Source organism: Nocardioides carbamazepini (assembly GCF_024614185.1).
In the GTDB taxonomy this organism is placed as follows: Bacteria; Actinomycetota; Actinomycetes; order Propionibacteriales; family Nocardioidaceae; genus Nocardioides; species Nocardioides carbamazepini.
Genome location: NZ_JAHTLF010000025.1, coordinates 613,354 through 631,098 on the forward strand (window position 1 = coordinate 613,354; position 17,745 = coordinate 631,098).

The window sequence follows — 17,745 nt, forward strand, 5'->3', positions numbered from 1 at the left end:
TCAGTCGGCGAGGTCGACGACCACCGGCGCGTGGTCGGACGGCGCGCCGGCGAACACCGCGGGGTCCCGCTCCTCGCGGTCGATGAAGGCGCCGGTGACCCGCTCGGCGAACGAGGGCGACCCGAGCACGAAGTCGATCTTCAGCCCGCGGTCGCGCTCGAAGCGCTGCCGGTAGTAGTCCCAGTAGGTGTAGGACGGCGCGTGGGCGCGGGTGACCTCCGCCCAGCCGCCGTCGAGGAACGACTGGAAGACGGCCCGCTCGGCAGGGGTCACGTGGGTGGAGCTCTTGAACTGCGCCATGTCGAAGACGTCGTCGTCGGTGGGGCAGATGTTCCAGTCGCCGACGAGCGCGGTCGGGACGTCCAGCCACTCCGATGCGGCATCCCGCAGCCGGGAGAGCCAGTCCAGCTTGTAGACGTAGTGCGGGTCGTCGGGCTTGCGCCCGTTGGGGACGTACAGGCTCCAGATCCGCAGCCCACCGCAGGTGGCGCCGAGGGCGCGGGCCTCCACCTCCAGTGCCTCGCCGAAGCCGGGCTGGTCGGGGAAGCCGACGGTGACGTCCTCGAGGCCGACCCGGCTGATCAGGGCCACGCCGTTCCACTGGTTGAGTCCGTGCGCCGCGACCTCGTAGCCCCGCGCCTGCAGGCCCATCAGCGGCAGCTGCTCCTCACGGGCCTTGGTCTCCTGGACGGCGAGCACGTCGATGTCGTGCCGGTCGAGGAAGGCTTCGACGCGGTCGATCCGCGTGCGCAGGGAGTTGACGTTCCAGGTGGCCAGTCGCACCGGGCAACCCTAGTCTGCAGAGACGGACCGCGTACCGCCGGCGCGGTCAGTGCGTTGAACCGCCGGCCGCGCGATGACGTATCCCCGTCCGGGAGGTGTGGATGACCCAGGACCCGGCGACGATCATGCAGGCGCTGCACGACGACCATGCGTCGGCGCTGTGGGGCTTCTGCCTGCACCTGACCGGCAACGACCGGGCGCGTGCCGAGGACGTCGCGCAGGAGACGATGCTGCGGGCGTGGCGCAACGCCGCCGTCCTGACCGAGTCCCGCGGGTCGGTCCGCTCGTGGCTGTTCACGGTCGCCCGCAACATCGTGATCGACGAGTGGCGCACCCGGCGCGGGCACCGGGAGTTCGCGACCGCGGAGCCGCCGCCGGGCGAGGTCGCCGACGACGGCACCGACGAGCTCCTGCTGTCGTGGGTCGTCGCCGACGCGCTGAGCCAGCTGTCGACCGATCACCGGGCCGTGCTCGTCGAGTGCTACTACCGGGGCCGATCGGTGGCAGAGGCCGCCCGCCGCCTGGGGATCCCCGAAGGAACGGTGAAGTCCCGCACCCACTACGCGCTGCGGGCGCTGCGGCTGGCCCTCGAGGAGCGGGGGGTGGTGTCATGAACGGGATCGGGACGAGCTGCGGGTTCGCCCACCTGGACGGGGTCTACGTCCTGGGGGCGCTGGCGGCGGGCGAGCGGGCGGAGTACGAGCGGCACCTGCCGGGCTGTGCCGCGTGCTCCCGGGCCCTGCGGGACCTGGCCGGGATCCCCGGCCTGCTGGGCCGGCTGCCCGCGGATGCGGCGGAACAGCCGCCGGAGCCGGAGCCGGTTCCCACGACCCTGCTCACGGCGATGGTCGCGGAGGCACGACGGTCGCGGGGGCGGCGCCGCGCGGCGACGGTGTCGGTGGTCGCGGCGGCCGTGGTCCTGCTCGTCCTCGTGCTGGCCGGCATCGGCGCCTCCCTGCGTGACGACGACCCGCCGAGCGCCGCGCCTGCCGGGAGCATCGCTGCCCCGCAGCGGATGGAGAGCCCGGAGACCCCGTCCACGGGCTGGGTGTCGCTCACCGCGCGGCGGTGGGGCACCCGGATCGACCTGACCTGCACCTACGAGGGCGGTCTCGCCGGCCCGACGACGTACGTGCTCGTCGTGCGGTCGGTCGACGGGCGGACGCAGGAGGTCGGGTCCTGGCGGTCCACACGCGGCCAGGAGGTGCGCGTCACGATGGCGACCTCGCTGCCGGCCGACGAGATCGTGTCCGTCGAGGTGCGGACGGAGTCGGGCTACTCAGTCCTCCGCCTTGCGGAGTGAGGCGAACCGGCCCTCCGCGTACGCCGCCGCCACCGCGGCGAGGACCGCGGCGACCTCGGAGAGCGCGGCCACCCACGCGTACCAGCTGTCCCACGTCGTGTGGATGCCGAACAGGCCCCCGGTCGTGGCGATCACGAACGCGACGAGCGTGGTGGCGCCGAGCCCGGCGAGCAGGAGCAGCGGCACCCAGCTCCGCCAGGCCACGACGAGGACCGCGATCACCGCGCCCGCGACCACGTTCACGACGAACAGCGCGCCGACCGTGCCCTGGTCACGCACGCCGTCGAACCACAGGTACAGGTGGACCGCCGCGGTCACCACGGCCGCCAGCGCACCGATCACACGCATGCCCATCGCCCACTCCGATCGCTCGTTCGAGGAGAACACGGTCGGGGACTGCGGTCGGTTCAGTCCGCCCGCCCGTACGCCGTCAGCAGCCGGTCGCGGAAGGCGTCCATCCGCCACACGGGCGCGTCCGGTCCGGGACGGATGCCGGGCTGCCAGCCCCAGCCGTCGGTCCGCCGGATCACGTCCGGGTCCTGCGCGAGCACCGTGATCGGTACGTCGCGACCGGGGTCCTCACCGCTCACGAACGAGTGCGGCTGGTGGTCGCCGACGATGATGACAACGCGGTCGGGGTCCGGGTAGGTGGTGAGGAACGAGAGCAGCGTGCGCCAGGTGTACCGCACCGCCGCGGCGTAGTTGCGCTGCGCGGTGTCCGGCTGTCGGTCTCCGTCGACGGCCTGCCCGCCCTGCTCCGGCATGCCCGAGAACACCGTGCCGTCGCCGACCTCGGGCCACGGCACCGGGTCGGGCAGCGGCGCCCACGGGTGGTGGCTGGAGACCAGGTCCACCTCGGCGAACACCGGCCGGCGCTCACCGGGCGTGAGCTCGGCGCGGCGGAGGTGGTCGAGGGTGTACTGGTCCGGCATCGACGCGTACCCGAACCTCGGTCCCCGGTAGCCGACGTCGCGGGAGTCGTAGAGCCGGTCGAAGCCGTAGTACGCCGCACCCTCGGGCCAGTCCCGGGTGTTGGCCGGCACGGAGAGGACGGTGCGCCAGCCCGCCGCTCCGAACGCACCCGTCAGGCTGAGCCGGTCGCTGTCGAGCAGCTGGCCGTAGCGGCGCTCGCTGTCGGCCCACACGCCCGACTGCAGGGTCGCGTGCGCGAGCCAGCTGCCGGCCCCGAAGGTCGGTGAGGTGAGGAAGGCGCTGCGGGCGTCGTAGCCGGCGGCGTCCAGCTGCTGGTCACCCTGCGCCAGGAGATCGACGATCGACGTGGCGAACCAGCTGCCCTCGAGCGCCACCCGGCCGTAGCTCTCGAACCAGACCAGCAGCACGTCCTTGCCGCGCAATCCGGCGAGCAGCTGGTCGCCGGGCGTCGCGGCGAACGTGTCGGCCTCGATCGCCCGCGCGAAGACGGCGGTGTCGCGGTGGTCGCTGCGCACCTGCTCGACGGTGTCGACCACCAGCCCGGCCGAGCTCGCGGCGGCGACCCGGTCGACCGGACCGCCGAGCACCGCGCAGACCGCCCACACGGTGCCGAGCGCGGCCACCGTGCGCCACGTCGCGCGCCGGTTCTCGGACGCGGCGTGGGCGACCCGGAGGGCGGCCGCGGTCAGGACGGCTGCCAGACCGGCCGCCACCGCCACCGCGCCCAGGGCGAGCAGGACGGCCGGCACCGCGCCGTGGGTGTCGCGGACGACCTCGTACCCCTTGGGCAGGTAGGACCAGTCGCCGAGCACGTGGAACGGCCGGTCCAGGTAGACGTCGAAGCCGCGCCCCAGCCCGCGCAGCACGGCGAGCGCCGTGACCGTCAGGCCGAGCGCGACGGCGAGCAACCGCCGCCCGCGGGCGGACAGCAGGACCGCCACGCCCGCCAGTACGACGCCCTCCACCGGGATCCGGGCGATGTCGGCGACGTCGGTCCCGTCGGCCACCCGCGGCGGGGCGAGCGCGATCCAGAGGGCGACGACCGCGCCGGCGGTCACCAGCCACGCCGGTGGACGGCGGACGGGCGCGGGGTCGTGCCGGTGCCGCCACTGCCACCCGACGTCGTGCCCGAAGGACTCCACGAGCAGCAGCAGGGCGACCCCGGCGCTCGCGCGAGCAACGGGGTCCGGCAGCAGGGTGGATGCCACGACCGTCAGGACGACGCCCTGGACGGCCGCGACGACCTTGGCCCAGTACCGCGGCGGGGTCGGGCGCCGCAGCCACGGCAGCGCCCATCCCGCCCCGACGTAGGCGTAGCGCATCGCGCCGATCGCCAGCACCCACCAACCGATCTGCGGCGCCACGTGGACGCTGAGCACGGCGATCAGGAAGGCGTCGGTCTCCATGTCGAAGCGGGCTCCGAACGCGCTCGCCGTCCCGGTCCGCCGGGCGACGTACCCGTCGACGGCGTCGAGCAGCAGTGCCACCGTGCCGAGGCCGACCAGGACTGCGGTGAGCCGACCACTCAGCGGCTCGACCAGGCCGCGGACGGTCAGGGCCGTGACACCGCAGGCGAGCACCGCGCGCACCGCCGTCACCCGGTCCGCCGGGCCCGGCCGGATGCCGAGGTGAACCCGATCCATCGCGCCTCCGTGTCTGTCGTTGCGAGGCTAGGTTGTCCCTACTGCTACGACGAGCGCAGGACGCCGGTTCAACGGACGAACGGGAAGGAGTCCGCGGTGGTCGACGAGGCCCGGGCGTACTGGATCACCGAGCCGGGGCGGAGCGAGATCCGTCCGGTCCCGCTGCCCGAGCCGCGCGCCGGCGAGGTACTGGTCCGGGCGCTGCGCTCGGGGATCAGCCGCGGCACCGAGTCGCTGGTCTTCGCCGGGCGGGTGCCGCGCAGCCAGTACGCCGCGATGCGGGCGCCGTTCCAGGAGGGAGACTTCCCCGGGCCGGTGAAGTACGGCTACCTCAGCGTCGGTGTCGTGGAGCGCGGGCCGGCCGAGCTGACGGGACGCACCGTCTTCTGCCTGCACCCCCACCAGACGGCGTACGTCGTGCCGGCGACCGCCGTGGTCCCGGTGCCCGACGACGTGCCGGCGGAGCGCGCCGTGCTGGCGGGCACCGTCGAGACCGCTGTCAACGCACTCTGGGACGCACCGCCGCTGGTCGGGGACCGCATCACCGTGGTCGGCGCCGGACTGGTCGGCTGCTGCGTCGCGCGGCTGGCGGCGGGGGTGCCCGGGACGGAGGTGACGCTCGTCGACGTCGATCCGGGTCGCGCTGAGGTCGCGGCCGCGCTGGGCGCCGGCTTCGCCGGTCCGGATGCCGAGCCGGCCCGCAGTGACCTGGTCGTGCACACCAGCGCGACCGAGACCGGGCTGCGCCACGCCCTCGAGCTGGCGGCGCCGGAGGGCACCGTCCTCGACCTGTCCTGGTACGGCGACCGGCCGGTCAGCCTGCCGCTGGGGGAGGCCTTCCACTCCTCGCGGCTCACCCTGCGCAGCAGCCAGGTGGGGGCGGTCGCCCCTGCCCGACGGGACGCGCGCAGTCACCGCGCCCGGCTGGCGCTGGCGCTCGCGCTGCTCCGCGACCCCGCCTTCGACGCCCTGCTCACCGGCTGCTCGCCGTTGCGCGAACTGCCCACGGTGATGGCGCGGATCGCCTCCGGCTCGATGCCGGGACTGTGCCACTCCATCGACTACGCCATCGACTACGCCAGCAGCCAGGAGGCCTGATGTTCCGGGTGACCGTCCGCGACCACATCATGATCGCCCACAGCCTGCGGGGCGAGGTGTTCGGCCCGGCGCAGCGCCTGCACGGCGCGACGTACGTCATCGACGCGACGTTCGCCGGGCCCGATCTCGACGCCGACGGGATCCTCGTGGACATCGGTCGCGCCACCGAGGTGGTGCGCGAGGTGCTCGGTCGCCTGCACTACCGCAACCTCGACGAGGAGGGGGACGGCGAGGCCGGGCTCGCCGGGCAGAACAGCTCCACCGAGGTGCTCGCCCGCTGGGTCGCCGACCGGCTGGCGGAGCGGGCCCGTGGCGGCGACCTGGGCCCCGGCGGCCGGGCGCTCACGGGGATCGAGGTGACGCTGCACGAGTCGCACATCGCGCGGGCCGGCTACGAGCGGGCGCTGTGACGGTCCACTTCCTGGTGCCCGACGGCATCGACGACCCGCGGCACCCGAGCGGCGGCAACGTCTACGACCGCCGACTGGGGGCCGCGCTCGCCGACCTCGGCGTGCCGGTGCACGAGCATCGGGTCGGCGCTGCCGGTCCGGGCCCGCTCCTGGCACGCCTGCCCGAGGGCGCCGTGGTCCTGGTCGACGGACTGATCGCCTCGACGACGGACGTCCTCGTCGCCGAGAGCTGCCGGCTCCGGGTCGCGGTCCTCCTGCACATGCCGGGCTCCGGTCCTGCCGAGCCCGTGGTGCTCCGTGCGGTCCACGCCGTCGTGACGACCAGCGCGTGGGCCCGTCGGTGGGTCCTCGAGCGGCAGGTTCCGGCCGACCGGGTGCAGGTCGCCGTGCCAGGCGCCGACCGGGGTCCGGTCGTCACCGGCTCGGCCGACGGCACGAGGTTGCTCTGCGTCGGACCGGTGACCCCAGCCAAGGGGTACGACGACCTGCTCACCGCCCTCGCGGAGGTCCGTGACCTCGCGTGGCGCTGCCGGTGCGTGGGCGCGCTCGACCTGACGCCGTCGTACGTCGGTCGGCTCCGCGAGCGCGCCCGCGGGCTCGACCTGGCCGACCGGGTCGAGCTGGTCGGCCCACTCCCGCCGGCCCGGCTCGACGCGGTGCGGGCGGTGACCGACCTGGTCGTGGCGCCCTCGCGCCGCGAGTCGTACGGGATGGCGCTCGCCGAGGGCCTGGCCCGGGGCCTGCCGGCGATCGCGACCGACGTCGGTGGTCACCCCGAGGCACTGGGGCCGGCGGCCGGCGGTTCGTTGCCGGGGACGCTCGTCCCCGTCGGCGACCCGACCGCGTTCGCGCGGGCGCTGCGGGAGTGGCTGGGCGACGCCGTCCTGCGCGACCGGTGGCGTCGCGCGGCCGCGACCCGCCGTCAGGGCCTGGGGGGCTGGGGTCGGACCGCGACCGAGGTGGCCCACGTGCTGAACCGGATCGCGCCCGGACCCGTAGTCCCGGTCGTCGGGAGGAGGTAGGCCATCGACAGGACGACGCTCTGGGCGGGGCTCCGGCTGCTCGCGGCCGCCGCGATCCTGGCGGTCCTCGCTGCCCGGCTGGGCGCCGAGCCCTTCCTCGACGGGCTGCGCCACACCGACCCCCGCGGGCTCGCGGCCGCGGTGGTCGTCACCGCGGTGACGACGGCCTGCGGTGCGCGCCGGTGGAGCCTGGTCGCGCACGGGCTCGGCGTCGGCATCCCGTTCCGGGCGGCGTACCGGACCTGCTACCGCGCCCACCTCCTCAACGCGACGCTTCCCGGCGGTGTGCTGGGAGACCTGCATCGCGGCTACCGGCACGGTCGGGACTCCGCGGCCCTCGGCCGCGGTCTGCGGTCGGTGGCCTGGGACCGGGGGAGCGGCCAGGTGGTCCAGGCCGCGCTGACGGTCGCCGCCGTACCGCTGCTGCCCGGTGGGCTCCGGGGTTGGGCCGCGGGTGTGCTCGCCGTGGTCCTGGCACTCGCCGCGGTCGTCGTCCTGGTGGGTCGGCGTGAGGCGGCCGCGGCTCTCGGCGGCGTGTGGCCCCAGGTGCTGCTGCTCTCGGCGGTCGCGGCGAGCGGCCATGTGGTCGTCTTCATGATCGCCGCCCGTACGGCCGGGCTGAGCCTGTCCGCACCGCGGCTGCTGGCCCTGGCACTCCTGGTCCTGCTGGCCTCGGCGATCCCGGTCAGCATCGCCGGCTGGGGGCCGCGGGAGGGCGCCGCCGCCTGGGCCTTCGGCGCCGCCGGTCTCGGCGCGGCCACCGGCGTCGAGGTGGCGGTCGTCTACGGCGTCATGTCGCTGGTCGCGACGCTTCCGGGCATCCTGGTACTGCGTGCCCCGCGGGCGTCGTCCGCGGTCCGGACGGCGAAGGGAGGCCCCGTATGGGCGAGCGGCCCTACGTCCTCCTGAGCTGCAGCGTCTCGCTCGACGGCTACCTCGACAGCGCGGGCGAGGGGCGGCTGCTGCTGTCCAACGACGCCGACTTCGACCGGGTCGACGAGGTGCGTGCCGGCTGCGACGCGATCCTGGTGGGCGCTGCGACGGTGCGCAACGACGACCCGAGGCTGCAGATCCGCTCCGAGGAGCGCCGTCGGCACCGGGTCGCGGCGGGCCGCCCGGTCGGCCCGGTCAAGGTGACGCTGACCTCGCGCGGCGACCTCAGTCCCGACGCCCGGTTCTTCACCCTCGGCGACGGGGAGAAGCTCGTCTACTGCCCCGACGCGACCGGTGCCGAGCTCGAGAGCCGCGTCGGCTCGCTCGCCAAGGTCGTCGCGCTCGGTGCGGAGGTGCGGATGGGGGAGGTGGTCGCCGACCTCGGCTCGCGGGGGGTGCGCCGGCTGATGGTGGAGGGTGGCGGGTCCGTCCACACGCAGTTCCTGACCGCGGGCATCGCCGACGAGCTGCACCTGGTGGTGGCGCCGTTCTTCGTCGGGGACTCCCGCGCCCGCCGTTTCGTGGGCGACGGCGGGTTCCCGTGGTGTGCCGAGCGCCGGGCGGAGCTGGTCGAGAGCCGTGCCATCGGTGACGTCGCGCTGTTGCGCTACGCGCTCTCCGACCGGTTCGAGGCCTGAACCTGCCGGATCCGCGGCAGGCAGGGGCCGTGGCTCACATTCGTGCAGCCACGGACCCTGCTCCTTTCTGAGCCGCAAGATCTCTTGTCGAGGGCGGGGTGTCGGCGTTTCGATGAGCGCGATCCACCCCTTCCATCGAAAGGTTCTTGCATGTTGTCTTCTCGGGTCCACAAGATCTCCGCCGGAGTCGCGTGCCTCGTCGCTGCCCTCGCGGGCGCGGCGGTGTCGACCACCGCAGGTGCGAACAGCACAGCGGACGTGCCGACGTTCAGCGAGTTCGAGTCCTCGACGTACGTCGACGTCGACGGCGCCTATGTCGTCAACGGCGACGAGGCCATCAGCACCAGGGCCGAGCTCCGCAAGTTCTACAACCGCATGGTCACCAAGCGGACGAAGGACAACGGCCTGGTCGTCAACACGGTGGGCGGCCGCGACGACAGGTGGAGCGCCGCGCAGGCGCTCAACCTGACCTACTGCGTCAGCACCAGGTTCGGCACCCGCCACGCCGACATCGTCGCCGCGATGAGCGCCGGCGCCGGGCTGTGGGAGGCCGCGACGTCGCGGATCAACTTCGTCTACGTCCCCGCCCAGGACGGCAGCTGCACCGTCCGCAACAACAACGTGCTGTTCTCGGTCGAGCCGGTCAGCACCTCGCAGTACATCGCGCGCGCCTTCTTCCCGAGCACCGCGAAGCGGCAGCGCAACGTGCTCGTCGACGACTCGATCTGGAGCTCCGGCACCTGGGAGCCCGGCGACATCCTCGGGCACGAGCTCGGGCACGCGCTCGGCTTCCGGCACGAGCACACCCGCCCGGAGTCGGGCACCTGCTTCGAGGACAACAACTGGCGCCCGCTGACGCCGTACGACGCGGCGTCGATCATGCACTACCCGCAGTGCAACGGCAGCTCGTCCGACCTGGAGTTCCAGGCGTCCGACGCGGCGGGAGCCCGAGCCCTCTACGGCTCCTGACCCGGTGACCGGCGCGGGGGGGGCTCCGACTCGGGGGAGCCCCACCCGCGCCGTCGTCGGTCGTGACCTCGCGGCGATGCGAGCGGCGGGGCCGCGCGGCCATAGAATCGCCCCCCGTGGCACTCACCATCGGCATCGTCGGTCTCCCCAACGCAGGCAAGTCGACGCTCTTCAACGCGCTGACCAAGAACGACGTCCTCGCGGCGAACTACCCGTTCGCCACCATCGAGCCCAACGTGGGCGTGGTGGGTGTGCCCGACCCGCGGCTCGGCAGGCTCGCCGAGATCTTCGGCTCCGAGCGCCAGCTGCCCGCGACCGTCGAGTTCGTCGACATCGCCGGGATCGTCCGCGGCGCCTCCCAGGGTGAGGGCCTCGGCAACAAGTTCCTCGCCCACATCCGCGAGTCCGCGGCCATCTGCCAGGTGACCCGCGTCTTCCGTGACGAGGACGTCACCCACGTCGACGGCGAGGTCAACCCCGGCAACGACATCTCCACCATCCAGACCGAGCTGATCCTCGCGGACCTCGAGACGGTCGAGAAGTCCGTCGTACGCCTGGAGAAGGAGGCGCGCAAGGTCAAGGAGCTCGCCGCCAACCTCGAGGCCGCGCGCGAGGCCAAGGAGGCACTGGAGGCGGGTACGCCGATCATCGCCACCTCGATCGACCGGGCACTGCTGCGCGAGCTCTCCCTGCTGACCGCGAAGCCGTTCATCTACGTCTTCAACTGCGACGCCGACGAGCTCCAGGACGACTCGCTGAAGGACAAGATGCGTGAGCTGGTGGCGCCTGCCGAGGCGATCTTCCTCGACGCGAAGTTCGAGTCCGAGCTGATCGAGCTCGACGACGAGGAGGCCGCCGAGTTCCTCGCCGAGGCCGGCGTCACCGAGCCCGGCCTGGAGGTTCTCGCCCGGGTCGGCTTCGACACCCTCGGCCTGCAGACCTACCTCACTGCCGGCCCCAAGGAGTCCCGCGCCTGGACGATCCCCAAGGGCGCCACCGCCCCCGAGGCCGCCGGCGTCATCCACACCGACTTCCAGAAGGGCTTCATCAAGGCCGAGGTCGTCTCCTTCGACGACCTCGTCGCCGCCGGATCGATGGCCAAGGCCAAGGAGGCCGGCAGGGTCCGGATGGAGGGCAAGGACTACGTCATGGCCGACGGTGACGTTGTGGAGTTCCGCTTCAACGTGTGAACCGGCGCGTTGTGCAGGTCCGAGGGGCAGGGGCCCTGCGGTCCGCACACAGTCCGCGACATTGCCAGCAGGTCGGTTCCCGGCTTGCCCCGTCATGCCGAGAACCGACACGTGTGTGTTCGAGCGGATCGGCACCTGGTCGGCGTACCCGCCTAACCTGAACCGGCCGCGCCCGAGTATCGGCAGCAGAGTAGGCACCATTCGCGGCGCTCGGACGCTAGGCGCCGGCAGCGGCGGATGCCTGCGTCAGGCGGCGTGGCTCGTCTGAGACGGGAGGCTGGGCAGTGACTCCCAGACCACCGGTACCCGGCGCATGAGGAGCGCGCTGTCGAGCTCAACGGTTCCGGCCGGAAAGCCTCCGGCGTCGAAGAAGGACGAGTGGGCGTGAATGACCGAGGTCGGCTCGATCTTCCAGGCCGTCGTTCTCAGCTTCAGGCCGTCGAACTGACCAGACTGTGCGGTGGCGGAGTAGCCGACGGCGCCGGACTCGAAGAAGGCCGAGGCCTCCTCGAGGTTCTGGAAGAGGCGGCTGCGGTCGAGCTGGTCGGCTGCGCGCACCGCGACGTCGACGGTGGCGGTGCCGTCGCACGATTCATATCCGACCCGAATCTCGGTGTCGGTCTCGTCCACGTGGAACCGTGCTCGGTGGTGCTCTCCGGGATACAGGCGGCCGCCGAGCAGCACGTTGGCTCTGGAGTTGGTGTCGCGACGCGGGATGTAGACCCCAGTTTGGGTGCCGTGGTCTGTTTCCCACTCGACGGCGATGCGGTGGGCTGCGTTCTCACTCCCGAGGCCGATCCAACGTGGCGTGTGCATGGGGCGGATCTGGCCAAGACGGATCAGGCAGATGCCGGCTACCGCGGCGCCATCGATCAACTGCGGTCGGAAGCGGTCTGGCAGAACTCGCGTGATGGCTTCCGGATCCACGCGGTAGTTCACCAGCAGTCGACGCTCGATCTGGCCCTGGATCTCGGGAAGTCGCACGCTGCCCTCCGTTCGGTCATGTCGATTGTCCAGGGCGTCAGCGTATCCAGTTTCGGTCGCCGCTGGAGCGGTTCGCGCGGGGGGTGGCTCAGCAGGCGCTTCTCGGCGGGACTGAGCGACTCGCGGCGTTTGTTTGGTGTGTGGTCCGAGGCGTCGCAGTCTCAGCGCTGACGTTCGATCTGCCGTTCCAGCTTCTGCAGCAGCTCCCAGAACTCACGCTCGAGCTCTCGCTCTTCCTCAGCTTCTGCTTCAGGTGTCAGCGGCGTGGGAGGCGACGGTGGCTGCCTTCCAGCGATGGCCGCCTCGGCTTCGAGGAAGACCTGCAGCGGTAGCCCGATGCCGTCGAGTCCCGACAGATCAGGCCCGGTGCCGATGCTGCCGCTTGCCCACCGTGCTCGTTCGGCATGAGGCCAGATGTCTTCCAACACTCGACGCTCCGCCGGTAGCAGCTGATCGTCATAGCGGATGAGCAACCTGGCGACGACGTCGAGCTGGTGGATTCGCTCGAAGTACCGGACCGCAAGGATCAACTCGTTGAAGTCGCAGACCTTCCGTGCATGTCGACCCGTCAGCCGCCTCTTGGTCCAGTGCTCAACGAGGGCGGCATTGACGCCCTCCGCGTCGTGGTGGCATGAGGCGCCGATGCCGAGCATCTGGAAGAAGAGGTCCCGGTCTCGGATGGCCTTGCCGTAGACGTCTACTCCAACTGGGCCGAGCATCCTCGCGACGCCTTGAAGAGCGGCCCGTCGTTGATGCGCGGAGGACTTGACCGAACGTTCGACGATGCTGATGAGCAGGCGCGCTGATTCCGAGTCCGGGTCTCCGACAGGCCCACCCGCCCGGCCAAGTCGGTACAACAGTGCGCTCCGGTTCCATTCGCCCCGCGCGACGGGCAGCACTGCGAGTATCCGACGCTGAAGCTCGGTGTCAGTCACGGACCGGACTCTAGGAGACTGTCAGCTTCGAACGTCCCGGAAACCGGCTACGTCGGCATCCTCTGCGCCCTGGAGCTGCGGCTATGTCTGACGCCAGCTCGCCGAGGCGAAAGGGGGCCTGAACGCGGCGCGTTCAGTGAGTGCCAACAGGGGGGTCGCGGTACTCCCAGATCGGCGGGTCCGCACTCTCGGACATGGGGTAGCCCGCACCGCAGACGTCGTTGATGGCGATGCCGCGGTCCCTGCAGAAGTCGAAGACGTTCTGCGACCGAAGGTGTCCTCTGATGCTCTGGAGGTGCCAGGACGCGAGCTCCGCGTCCTTGTAGGGGTACTGGAGCATGACTGCGTCGTTGTCCAGGCGGAACACGACGATCTCGGCATCGACTCGTGGGCTGTAGTCCCAGAATCCGTAGGGGATGAGCGAGGCGACGAGCGACCTCACTGAACGCCAGAACCGCCGCCCGGTGCTGGCCTGGAGGACGACGGCCTTCACCCCGAACCATCGGGCTGCTTGTGAGCCTTCAGTCACCAGGTTCTGCCTCTCGACTCGATGCGTTGCCCCGTTCCGGAGGACTCTAGGACGTCCCCTTCACCGCGAAAGCGCTCTTAGGAAAGAACCTGCTACACGTTCGGGGGTGGCAGCCCGAACTCCGCTCAAGGGCGCGCCCTCGCTGCGGACTGACGCTGCTTGGGAGCTACACCGCCATCGGGGACTCAACCACAGCGGGGTCGAAGTCCTTTCGCTCATCGCCGGCCGGTCCGCGCGTCGTCGGGCCATCCGTCGAACAGGACATCGTGCAGGTCGTCGGGGTCGAGAGTGTTGTGCCGGAAACGGACGGGCCCTCCGGTACGTCGGCGAGGGTCGTTGCCGTCCCGATACACCGTCCGATGGAGGACGACCCCGTTCGGGAGCTCGGAGCTGACGCGGAGCTGGTACCACGCGTGGTCGTCGTCGCCGGGCTCCTCGATCACTCGGTCGACTCGCCCTGTCGACACGTACGCGTCGGCGAAGCAGGCTACGAGACGCTGGCGGCTGCCGACGGCCATGACGATGCCTCCGACGAGCGGTACGCCGACGGCGATGCCCCACAGCCACCAGTAGACGTCCGTGCGTTCGATGCCGGCGACACCGAACCAGACGAGGAGGACGACCGTCGCGACCGGGGCAGCAAGGAGCAGTATGAGGCCGATCAGCGCTACCGCCAGGCCGATCGACTCCGCCCGCGACCAGCGCCGGATGCGTGCGCGCGTCTCGGGTGTGCGCGCGCTCGCCATCCACTCCGTGGTCTGGTCGTCAGCGTTGTGGAGCGGGATCGTCTGGTCGAGCCAGGACACGAGTCGCTCATAGGCCTGCATCGTCTCCCCTTCCCGAGAAGGATGGGACCGCCACGTGCACAGCACTCTCCCACAGGGGCTTCTCCCGATCCCGGAAGCGCCGGCGGGTACGCGGCATCGACCTCTGACGCGGTCGGCTGTCGAGCATGCGCATCGAGGCGTCGGTGAGATGGCACTTCTCATCGCTACTTAGGTTCGGCTAACCTATGGTCATGATCGTCTGCCAGTGCCGCGTCGTCACGGATCGTGACGTCGACGCTGCCCTGACAGGGGGAGCCAGGTCGGTCGGCGCGGTGTGCCGCACGACCGGCGCGGCGCAGGACTGCGGGTCCTGCATCTTCTCGGTGAAGGCGCTGGTGCAGCAGCACCACGAGCGCGAGTGTGCGCACCTTCGGGCCGACGGCGCCGCGAGCTGATCCGTACCCGAACCTCCAACTGAGTCTGTCCTCACCCCGGGGGCGGTGTGCCAGCATCGGGCGGCAGGGTCCCCAACGCCGGAGGTGTGTCGTGCAGCCAGTCGATCCCCGCGTCGTCGAGCTCCTCAACGAGGCACTCACCTTCGAGCTGACCGTCACCAACACCTACTTCCTGCATGCCCGGATGCTCGACAACTGGGGTCTGCCGAAGCTGGGGAAGGTCTTCTACGACCTCTCCATCGACGAGATGCGCGACGCCGACGACCTGATCAACCGGATCCTGATGTTCGACGGCCATCCCAACGTGCAGCGGCTGGGCGCCATCCAGGTCGGCGAGACGGCCGAGGAGATGCTCGACCTGGCCCTGGCCAGCGAGCGCGCCGCGGTGGCCCAGTTCAACGCAGCCGCCGAGGAGTGCCACCAGCTCGGTGACCACGGCACCGCCGCGGTCTTCGAGGAGATGGTCCGCGACGAGGAGAGGCACGCGGACTGGTTCGAGAGCCAGGTCGACGCGATCGGCCGGGTCGGCGCCCAGCAGTACCTCGCCCAGCACATCGGTGCCGGCGAGGGCCCCGCCTAGGCGGGGAGTCCCGGCAGCGCCAGGAGTGGGATCCCGCGCCCGAGGCGCAGGGGCGCGGCGATCAACCCGTCGCCCCACAGGTGCGCACTCGCCACGCCCCATGGCATGACCACCGACGCGACGACCTCGCGCGCGGCGTCCAGGACGAGCAGCCGCTGACCGTGCTCGCCCGGGTACGCGCTCGTGGCGCCGACCAGCAGGTGGTCGCGTTCGAGGAGCACGCGGACGACGCCGGCGCGGGCAGCGGCGACCTCGATCGACCGGCCCGGGACCGGGGTACGGCGCTGCCGCCCGGCGTACTCCAGGGTCGCCATCGACACCAGCGCCTCGGTGGTCTTGGCCTGCTGCCCGATCGCGACCAGGCCGTCGCGCTCGAGACGGATCTCGTCGTTGTGCTTGCCGATCCGCGCCGTCAGCTTCCTGGTCACGACCGGCGTCGCGAGGTCCGCCTCGAACAGGCCGTGCTCGGTGAGCAGCAGTGCGCGCCGGTCGGGCAGTGGCACGGCACCGCGCAGCATGCCGCGCACGCCCGTGAGCACGCGCCAGGCGCCGTCGACGAGGTCCAGGATGCCGACCCTCACCGCGGCGGTGCCCTCGACCCACGAGGTGAGCAGCGTGTCCGGGCCGAGCAGGACCGTCGTGGTCGCGAAGCCCTGCGGATTCTCGCCGCGCGCGGGCAGCGGGATCTCGAGGGTGGCGCCTGCGGTCATGCGCTCACCCTAGGCTCGCGTCGATCCTGATCCCTCGAGGAGCCTTCGGGAGGTACGTCGTCGCCAACGACGATCTCGTGGTCGCCGGGTGTGAGATCGCCGTCGATGAGGACCACGGACCGAGCGACCGGATCCGGTGGAACGAGCTCGTCGGGTTGTGTCGTACCCCTGTTGTTGGGTTGGGGCATGGTCAGTGATCGGGTGGTGGCGGGTCTGGAGGACCTGTCGGCGGCGGGGGTTCTCGACTTCGTCGAGGCCCAGCATGCTGCGCGCCTGTCAGCTGAGCGGGAGATCTTGAGGGCGGCGTATCAGTGGGCGGTACTGCATTCCCCGGACCGGCTCCCGCCCGGTGATCGTCGGAGCAGGTCACGGGCTCGTCGTGTGGGTGGGGTCGGGACGCCGTTGGTCACCGAGCACGCCGCAGCAGTGTTCGGTGCCCGGGTCCAGACCAGCCCCTACGGTGCACGGCGGCTGATCGCCGACGCCGTCGACCTACAGCTACGGCTCCCGCGGTTGTGGGCCGGCGTGGAGGCAGGCACGGTCCGGGTCCCGCATGCACGTCACGTCGCCCAGGTGACCCGCGACCTCGCACCCGACGAAGCGGGGTGGGTCGATGGTGAGGTGGTCGAGGTCGCGGACGGTCGTCTGGCGTGGGCCCGGTTCGAGACCCTGGTCGAGGGCAAGGTCGCGGCCGCGGCCCCCGAACTCGCCCGTCAGCGTGAGGACGCTGCGGCGCGGGAGCGGGGCGTGCGCGTCTCCCGGGTCAACAAGCACGGCATGAGCACCCTGATCATCAAGGCCGACGCGATCACCATCGCCGGCATCGACGCCGCCGTGACCGCGGTCGCGGACAAGCTGACCGAGTCGATGCCCCACGCGGATCGCAATGACCGCCGGGTCGCGGCCGCAGCACTCCTACTGAACCCAGCGGCTCGTCCCGATCTGTCGGTGGGTCCGGTCAAGGTACGGGCCAAGGTCTACCTCCACCTCACACCCCAGACACCCATCGCGCGTGTGGAGGGCCACGGGCCACTCACGATCGGCCGGGTCGTGGAGCTGCTGGACGCCACGGCTGCGAAGGTCCAGATGACCCCGGTGCTCGACCTGGCCGCCATGGCACCGGTCGATGCCTACGAGATCCCCGCCCGCCTCCGTGAAGCAGTCCACCTGATCCACCCCGCCGACGTGTTCCCCTACGCCACCAACACCACCCGCCGCATGGACCTCGACCACGCGATCCCCCACAGCCAGGGCGGCGCGACCAGTGTCGACAACCTCGGACCCCTGACCCGCACCCACCACCGGATCAAGACCCACACCGGCTGGGAAGCACGACATCCGTTCCCCGGGATCGTGATCTGGCGCGATCCCTACGGGGCCCACTACCTCATCGACCCGACCGGCACCAGACGCCTCACCCCCAGCAGCAGCGGGGAGACACCCACCCGGGTCGACATCATGGTCACCCAGCTGCTGCTCGACTACACAGCTGCCTGAGCGTCACCGGAGTCGAGTTCCGGCGGAGTGCCGGCGAGCTCGCGCAGCGTCTCGGCCTGACGCACCAGGAAGGCACGCTCGTCCAGCTTCTTGCGCCTCATCCAGGTCACCACCTCGACGTTGCACTTGCTGGCGTTGCACGAACGGCAGGCGGGGACGACATTGGCCAGCGTGTAGCGGCCGCCCCGTGAGATCGGCAGGATGCAGTCCTTCTGCAGTGCCACACCGTCGGCGCGACAGTAGGCGCACCCGGACCATGCGTCGAGGATCGCGGCCCACTGGGCATCGGTCAGGTCGTGCTCGACCTTGGCCATCCGCCGCTTGCGGCGGCGGGCGTAGGTCGCGGCGCGGCTCCGGTTCACGCGG

General features: G+C 71.5%; 21 protein-coding genes. 12 read left to right on the forward strand and 9 right to left on the reverse strand.

Annotated elements, in window-relative coordinates:
- Nucleotides 1-783, reverse strand: coding sequence for an exodeoxyribonuclease III (locus tag KVF89_RS29070; RefSeq protein WP_257430643.1), 783 nt, complete (start codon nucleotides 781-783; stop codon nucleotides 1-3).
- A gap of 101 nt (nucleotides 784-884) precedes the next feature.
- Here KVF89_RS29070 and KVF89_RS29075 point away from each other — a divergent pair, with 101 nt between their 5' ends.
- Together KVF89_RS29075 and KVF89_RS29080 are read left to right on the forward strand one after the other, a co-directional pair.
- Nucleotides 885-1,397, forward strand: coding sequence for a sigma-70 family RNA polymerase sigma factor (locus tag KVF89_RS29075; protein WP_257430644.1), 513 nt, complete (start codon nucleotides 885-887; stop codon nucleotides 1,395-1,397).
- On the forward strand, nucleotides 1,394-2,086 hold the full coding sequence (locus tag KVF89_RS29080; protein ID WP_257430645.1) for an anti-sigma factor family protein: 693 nt from the start codon (nucleotides 1,394-1,396) through the stop codon (nucleotides 2,084-2,086). Before KVF89_RS29075 ends, KVF89_RS29080 begins: the two co-directional genes overlap by 4 nt.
- Here KVF89_RS29080 and KVF89_RS29085 read toward each other — a convergent pair.
- Both KVF89_RS29085 and KVF89_RS29090 read right to left on the reverse strand, forming a co-directional pair.
- Entirely contained in the window at nucleotides 2,063-2,440 is a 378-nt protein-coding gene (locus KVF89_RS29085) for a hypothetical protein (RefSeq protein WP_257430646.1), read from the reverse strand. The genes KVF89_RS29080 and KVF89_RS29085 overlap by 24 nt on opposite strands.
- Nucleotides 2,441-2,493: 53 nt before the next feature.
- The gene (locus tag KVF89_RS29090) at nucleotides 2,494-4,662 is read right to left on the reverse strand and encodes a CDP-alcohol phosphatidyltransferase family protein (protein WP_257430647.1); all 2,169 of its coding nucleotides are present in this window, start codon (nucleotides 4,660-4,662) and stop codon (nucleotides 2,494-2,496) included.
- 96 nt (nucleotides 4,663-4,758) lie between these two features.
- Here KVF89_RS29090 and KVF89_RS29095 point away from each other — a divergent pair, with 96 nt between their 5' ends.
- The 7 genes from KVF89_RS29095 to ychF all read left to right on the forward strand — a co-directional run bounded on the left by KVF89_RS29095 (nucleotide 4,759) and on the right by ychF (nucleotide 10,922).
- Complete coding sequence (locus KVF89_RS29095) at nucleotides 4,759-5,760, forward strand: zinc-dependent alcohol dehydrogenase (protein ID WP_257430648.1); 1,002 nt, start codon at nucleotides 4,759-4,761, stop codon at nucleotides 5,758-5,760.
- On the forward strand, nucleotides 5,760-6,170 hold the full coding sequence (locus KVF89_RS29100) for a 6-pyruvoyl trahydropterin synthase family protein (RefSeq protein WP_257430649.1): 411 nt from the start codon (nucleotides 5,760-5,762) through the stop codon (nucleotides 6,168-6,170). The genes KVF89_RS29095 and KVF89_RS29100 overlap by 1 nt, the downstream gene beginning before the upstream one ends.
- The gene (locus KVF89_RS29105; RefSeq protein ID WP_257430650.1) at nucleotides 6,167-7,192 is read left to right on the forward strand and encodes a glycosyltransferase family 4 protein; all 1,026 of its coding nucleotides are present in this window, start codon (nucleotides 6,167-6,169) and stop codon (nucleotides 7,190-7,192) included. The genes KVF89_RS29100 and KVF89_RS29105 overlap by 4 nt, the downstream gene beginning before the upstream one ends.
- Nucleotides 7,193-7,228: 36 nt before the next feature.
- Nucleotides 7,229-8,101: a lysylphosphatidylglycerol synthase domain-containing protein gene (locus tag KVF89_RS29110; RefSeq protein WP_257430878.1), complete on the forward strand. Its 873-nt coding sequence runs from the start codon at nucleotides 7,229-7,231 to the stop codon at nucleotides 8,099-8,101.
- On the forward strand, nucleotides 8,074-8,763 hold the full coding sequence (locus KVF89_RS29115; RefSeq protein ID WP_257430651.1) for a RibD family protein: 690 nt from the start codon (nucleotides 8,074-8,076) through the stop codon (nucleotides 8,761-8,763). Before KVF89_RS29110 ends, KVF89_RS29115 begins: the two co-directional genes overlap by 28 nt.
- 150 nt (nucleotides 8,764-8,913) lie before the next feature.
- Nucleotides 8,914-9,732, forward strand: a complete 819-nt coding sequence (locus tag KVF89_RS29120; RefSeq protein WP_257430653.1) for a M57 family metalloprotease — start codon at nucleotides 8,914-8,916, stop codon at nucleotides 9,730-9,732.
- Between the two features lie 116 nt (nucleotides 9,733-9,848).
- Complete coding sequence (gene ychF, locus KVF89_RS29125) at nucleotides 9,849-10,922, forward strand: redox-regulated ATPase YchF (protein WP_257430655.1); 1,074 nt, start codon at nucleotides 9,849-9,851, stop codon at nucleotides 10,920-10,922.
- 246 nt (nucleotides 10,923-11,168) lie between these two features.
- Here ychF and KVF89_RS29130 read toward each other — a convergent pair whose 3' ends face one another.
- The 4 genes from KVF89_RS29130 to KVF89_RS29145 form a co-directional block, all read right to left on the reverse strand.
- On the reverse strand, nucleotides 11,169-11,906 hold the full coding sequence (locus tag KVF89_RS29130) for a DUF2071 domain-containing protein (protein WP_257430656.1): 738 nt from the start codon (nucleotides 11,904-11,906) through the stop codon (nucleotides 11,169-11,171).
- A 161-nt stretch (nucleotides 11,907-12,067) separates the two neighbouring features.
- Nucleotides 12,068-12,841 (reverse strand): hypothetical protein, encoded by a 774-nt coding sequence (locus tag KVF89_RS29135; RefSeq protein WP_257430657.1) that lies wholly within the window; start codon nucleotides 12,839-12,841, stop codon nucleotides 12,068-12,070.
- 133 nt (nucleotides 12,842-12,974) lie between these two features.
- Nucleotides 12,975-13,334, reverse strand: coding sequence for a hypothetical protein (locus KVF89_RS29140; RefSeq protein WP_257430658.1), 360 nt, complete (start codon nucleotides 13,332-13,334; stop codon nucleotides 12,975-12,977).
- 251 nt (nucleotides 13,335-13,585) lie between these two features.
- Nucleotides 13,586-14,197, reverse strand: a complete 612-nt coding sequence (locus tag KVF89_RS29145) for a hypothetical protein (protein ID WP_257430659.1) — start codon at nucleotides 14,195-14,197, stop codon at nucleotides 13,586-13,588.
- 191 nt (nucleotides 14,198-14,388) lie between these two features.
- On the opposite strand from KVF89_RS29145, the gene KVF89_RS29150 reads away from it, so the two are divergent.
- Together KVF89_RS29150 and bfr are read left to right on the forward strand one after the other, a co-directional pair.
- Nucleotides 14,389-14,592, forward strand: coding sequence for a (2Fe-2S)-binding protein (locus KVF89_RS29150; RefSeq protein ID WP_257430660.1), 204 nt, complete (start codon nucleotides 14,389-14,391; stop codon nucleotides 14,590-14,592).
- Nucleotides 14,593-14,683: 91 nt separating this feature from the next.
- Nucleotides 14,684-15,172, forward strand: coding sequence for a bacterioferritin (gene bfr, locus KVF89_RS29155; protein ID WP_257430661.1), 489 nt, complete (start codon nucleotides 14,684-14,686; stop codon nucleotides 15,170-15,172).
- Here bfr and KVF89_RS29160 read toward each other — a convergent pair.
- Nucleotides 15,169-15,882 (reverse strand): hypothetical protein, encoded by a 714-nt coding sequence (locus tag KVF89_RS29160; RefSeq protein WP_257430662.1) that lies wholly within the window; start codon nucleotides 15,880-15,882, stop codon nucleotides 15,169-15,171. The two genes, bfr and KVF89_RS29160, sit on opposite strands and share 4 nt — an antisense overlap.
- Nucleotides 15,883-16,263: 381 nt before the next feature.
- Between KVF89_RS29160 and KVF89_RS29165 the strand changes: the two genes are divergently transcribed.
- Complete coding sequence (locus KVF89_RS29165; protein ID WP_257430663.1) at nucleotides 16,264-17,379, forward strand: HNH endonuclease signature motif containing protein; 1,116 nt, start codon at nucleotides 16,264-16,266, stop codon at nucleotides 17,377-17,379.
- Here the strand turns inward: KVF89_RS29165 and KVF89_RS29170 are convergent.
- Entirely contained in the window at nucleotides 17,364-17,741 is a 378-nt protein-coding gene (locus KVF89_RS29170) for an HNH endonuclease (RefSeq protein ID WP_257430664.1), read from the reverse strand. The two genes, KVF89_RS29165 and KVF89_RS29170, sit on opposite strands and share 16 nt — an antisense overlap.
- Nucleotides 17,742-17,745: the final 4 nt, after the last annotated feature.

Bases quoted from the DNA above. Each gene is read 5' to 3' on its own strand.
- KVF89_RS29145 (WP_257430659.1), bottom strand. From the start codon at position 14,197: ATGCAGGCCTATGAGCGACTCGTGTCCTGGCTCGACCAGACGATCCCG.
- KVF89_RS29085 (WP_257430646.1), bottom strand. From the start codon at position 2,440: ATGGGCATGCGTGTGATCGGTGCGCTGGCGGCCGTGGTGACCGCGGCG.
- KVF89_RS29160 (WP_257430662.1), bottom strand. From the start codon at position 15,882: ATGACCGCAGGCGCCACCCTCGAGATCCCGCTGCCCGCGCGCGGCGAG.
- KVF89_RS29090 (WP_257430647.1), bottom strand. From the start codon at position 4,662: ATGGATCGGGTTCACCTCGGCATCCGGCCGGGCCCGGCGGACCGGGTG.
- KVF89_RS29080 (WP_257430645.1), top strand. From the start codon at position 1,394: ATGAACGGGATCGGGACGAGCTGCGGGTTCGCCCACCTGGACGGGGTC.
- KVF89_RS29150 (WP_257430660.1), top strand. From the start codon at position 14,389: ATGATCGTCTGCCAGTGCCGCGTCGTCACGGATCGTGACGTCGACGCT.
- KVF89_RS29120 (WP_257430653.1), top strand. From the start codon at position 8,914: ATGTTGTCTTCTCGGGTCCACAAGATCTCCGCCGGAGTCGCGTGCCTC.
- KVF89_RS29100 (WP_257430649.1), top strand. From the start codon at position 5,760: ATGTTCCGGGTGACCGTCCGCGACCACATCATGATCGCCCACAGCCTG.
- KVF89_RS29075 (WP_257430644.1), top strand. From the start codon at position 885: ATGACCCAGGACCCGGCGACGATCATGCAGGCGCTGCACGACGACCAT.
- KVF89_RS29115 (WP_257430651.1), top strand. From the start codon at position 8,074: ATGGGCGAGCGGCCCTACGTCCTCCTGAGCTGCAGCGTCTCGCTCGAC.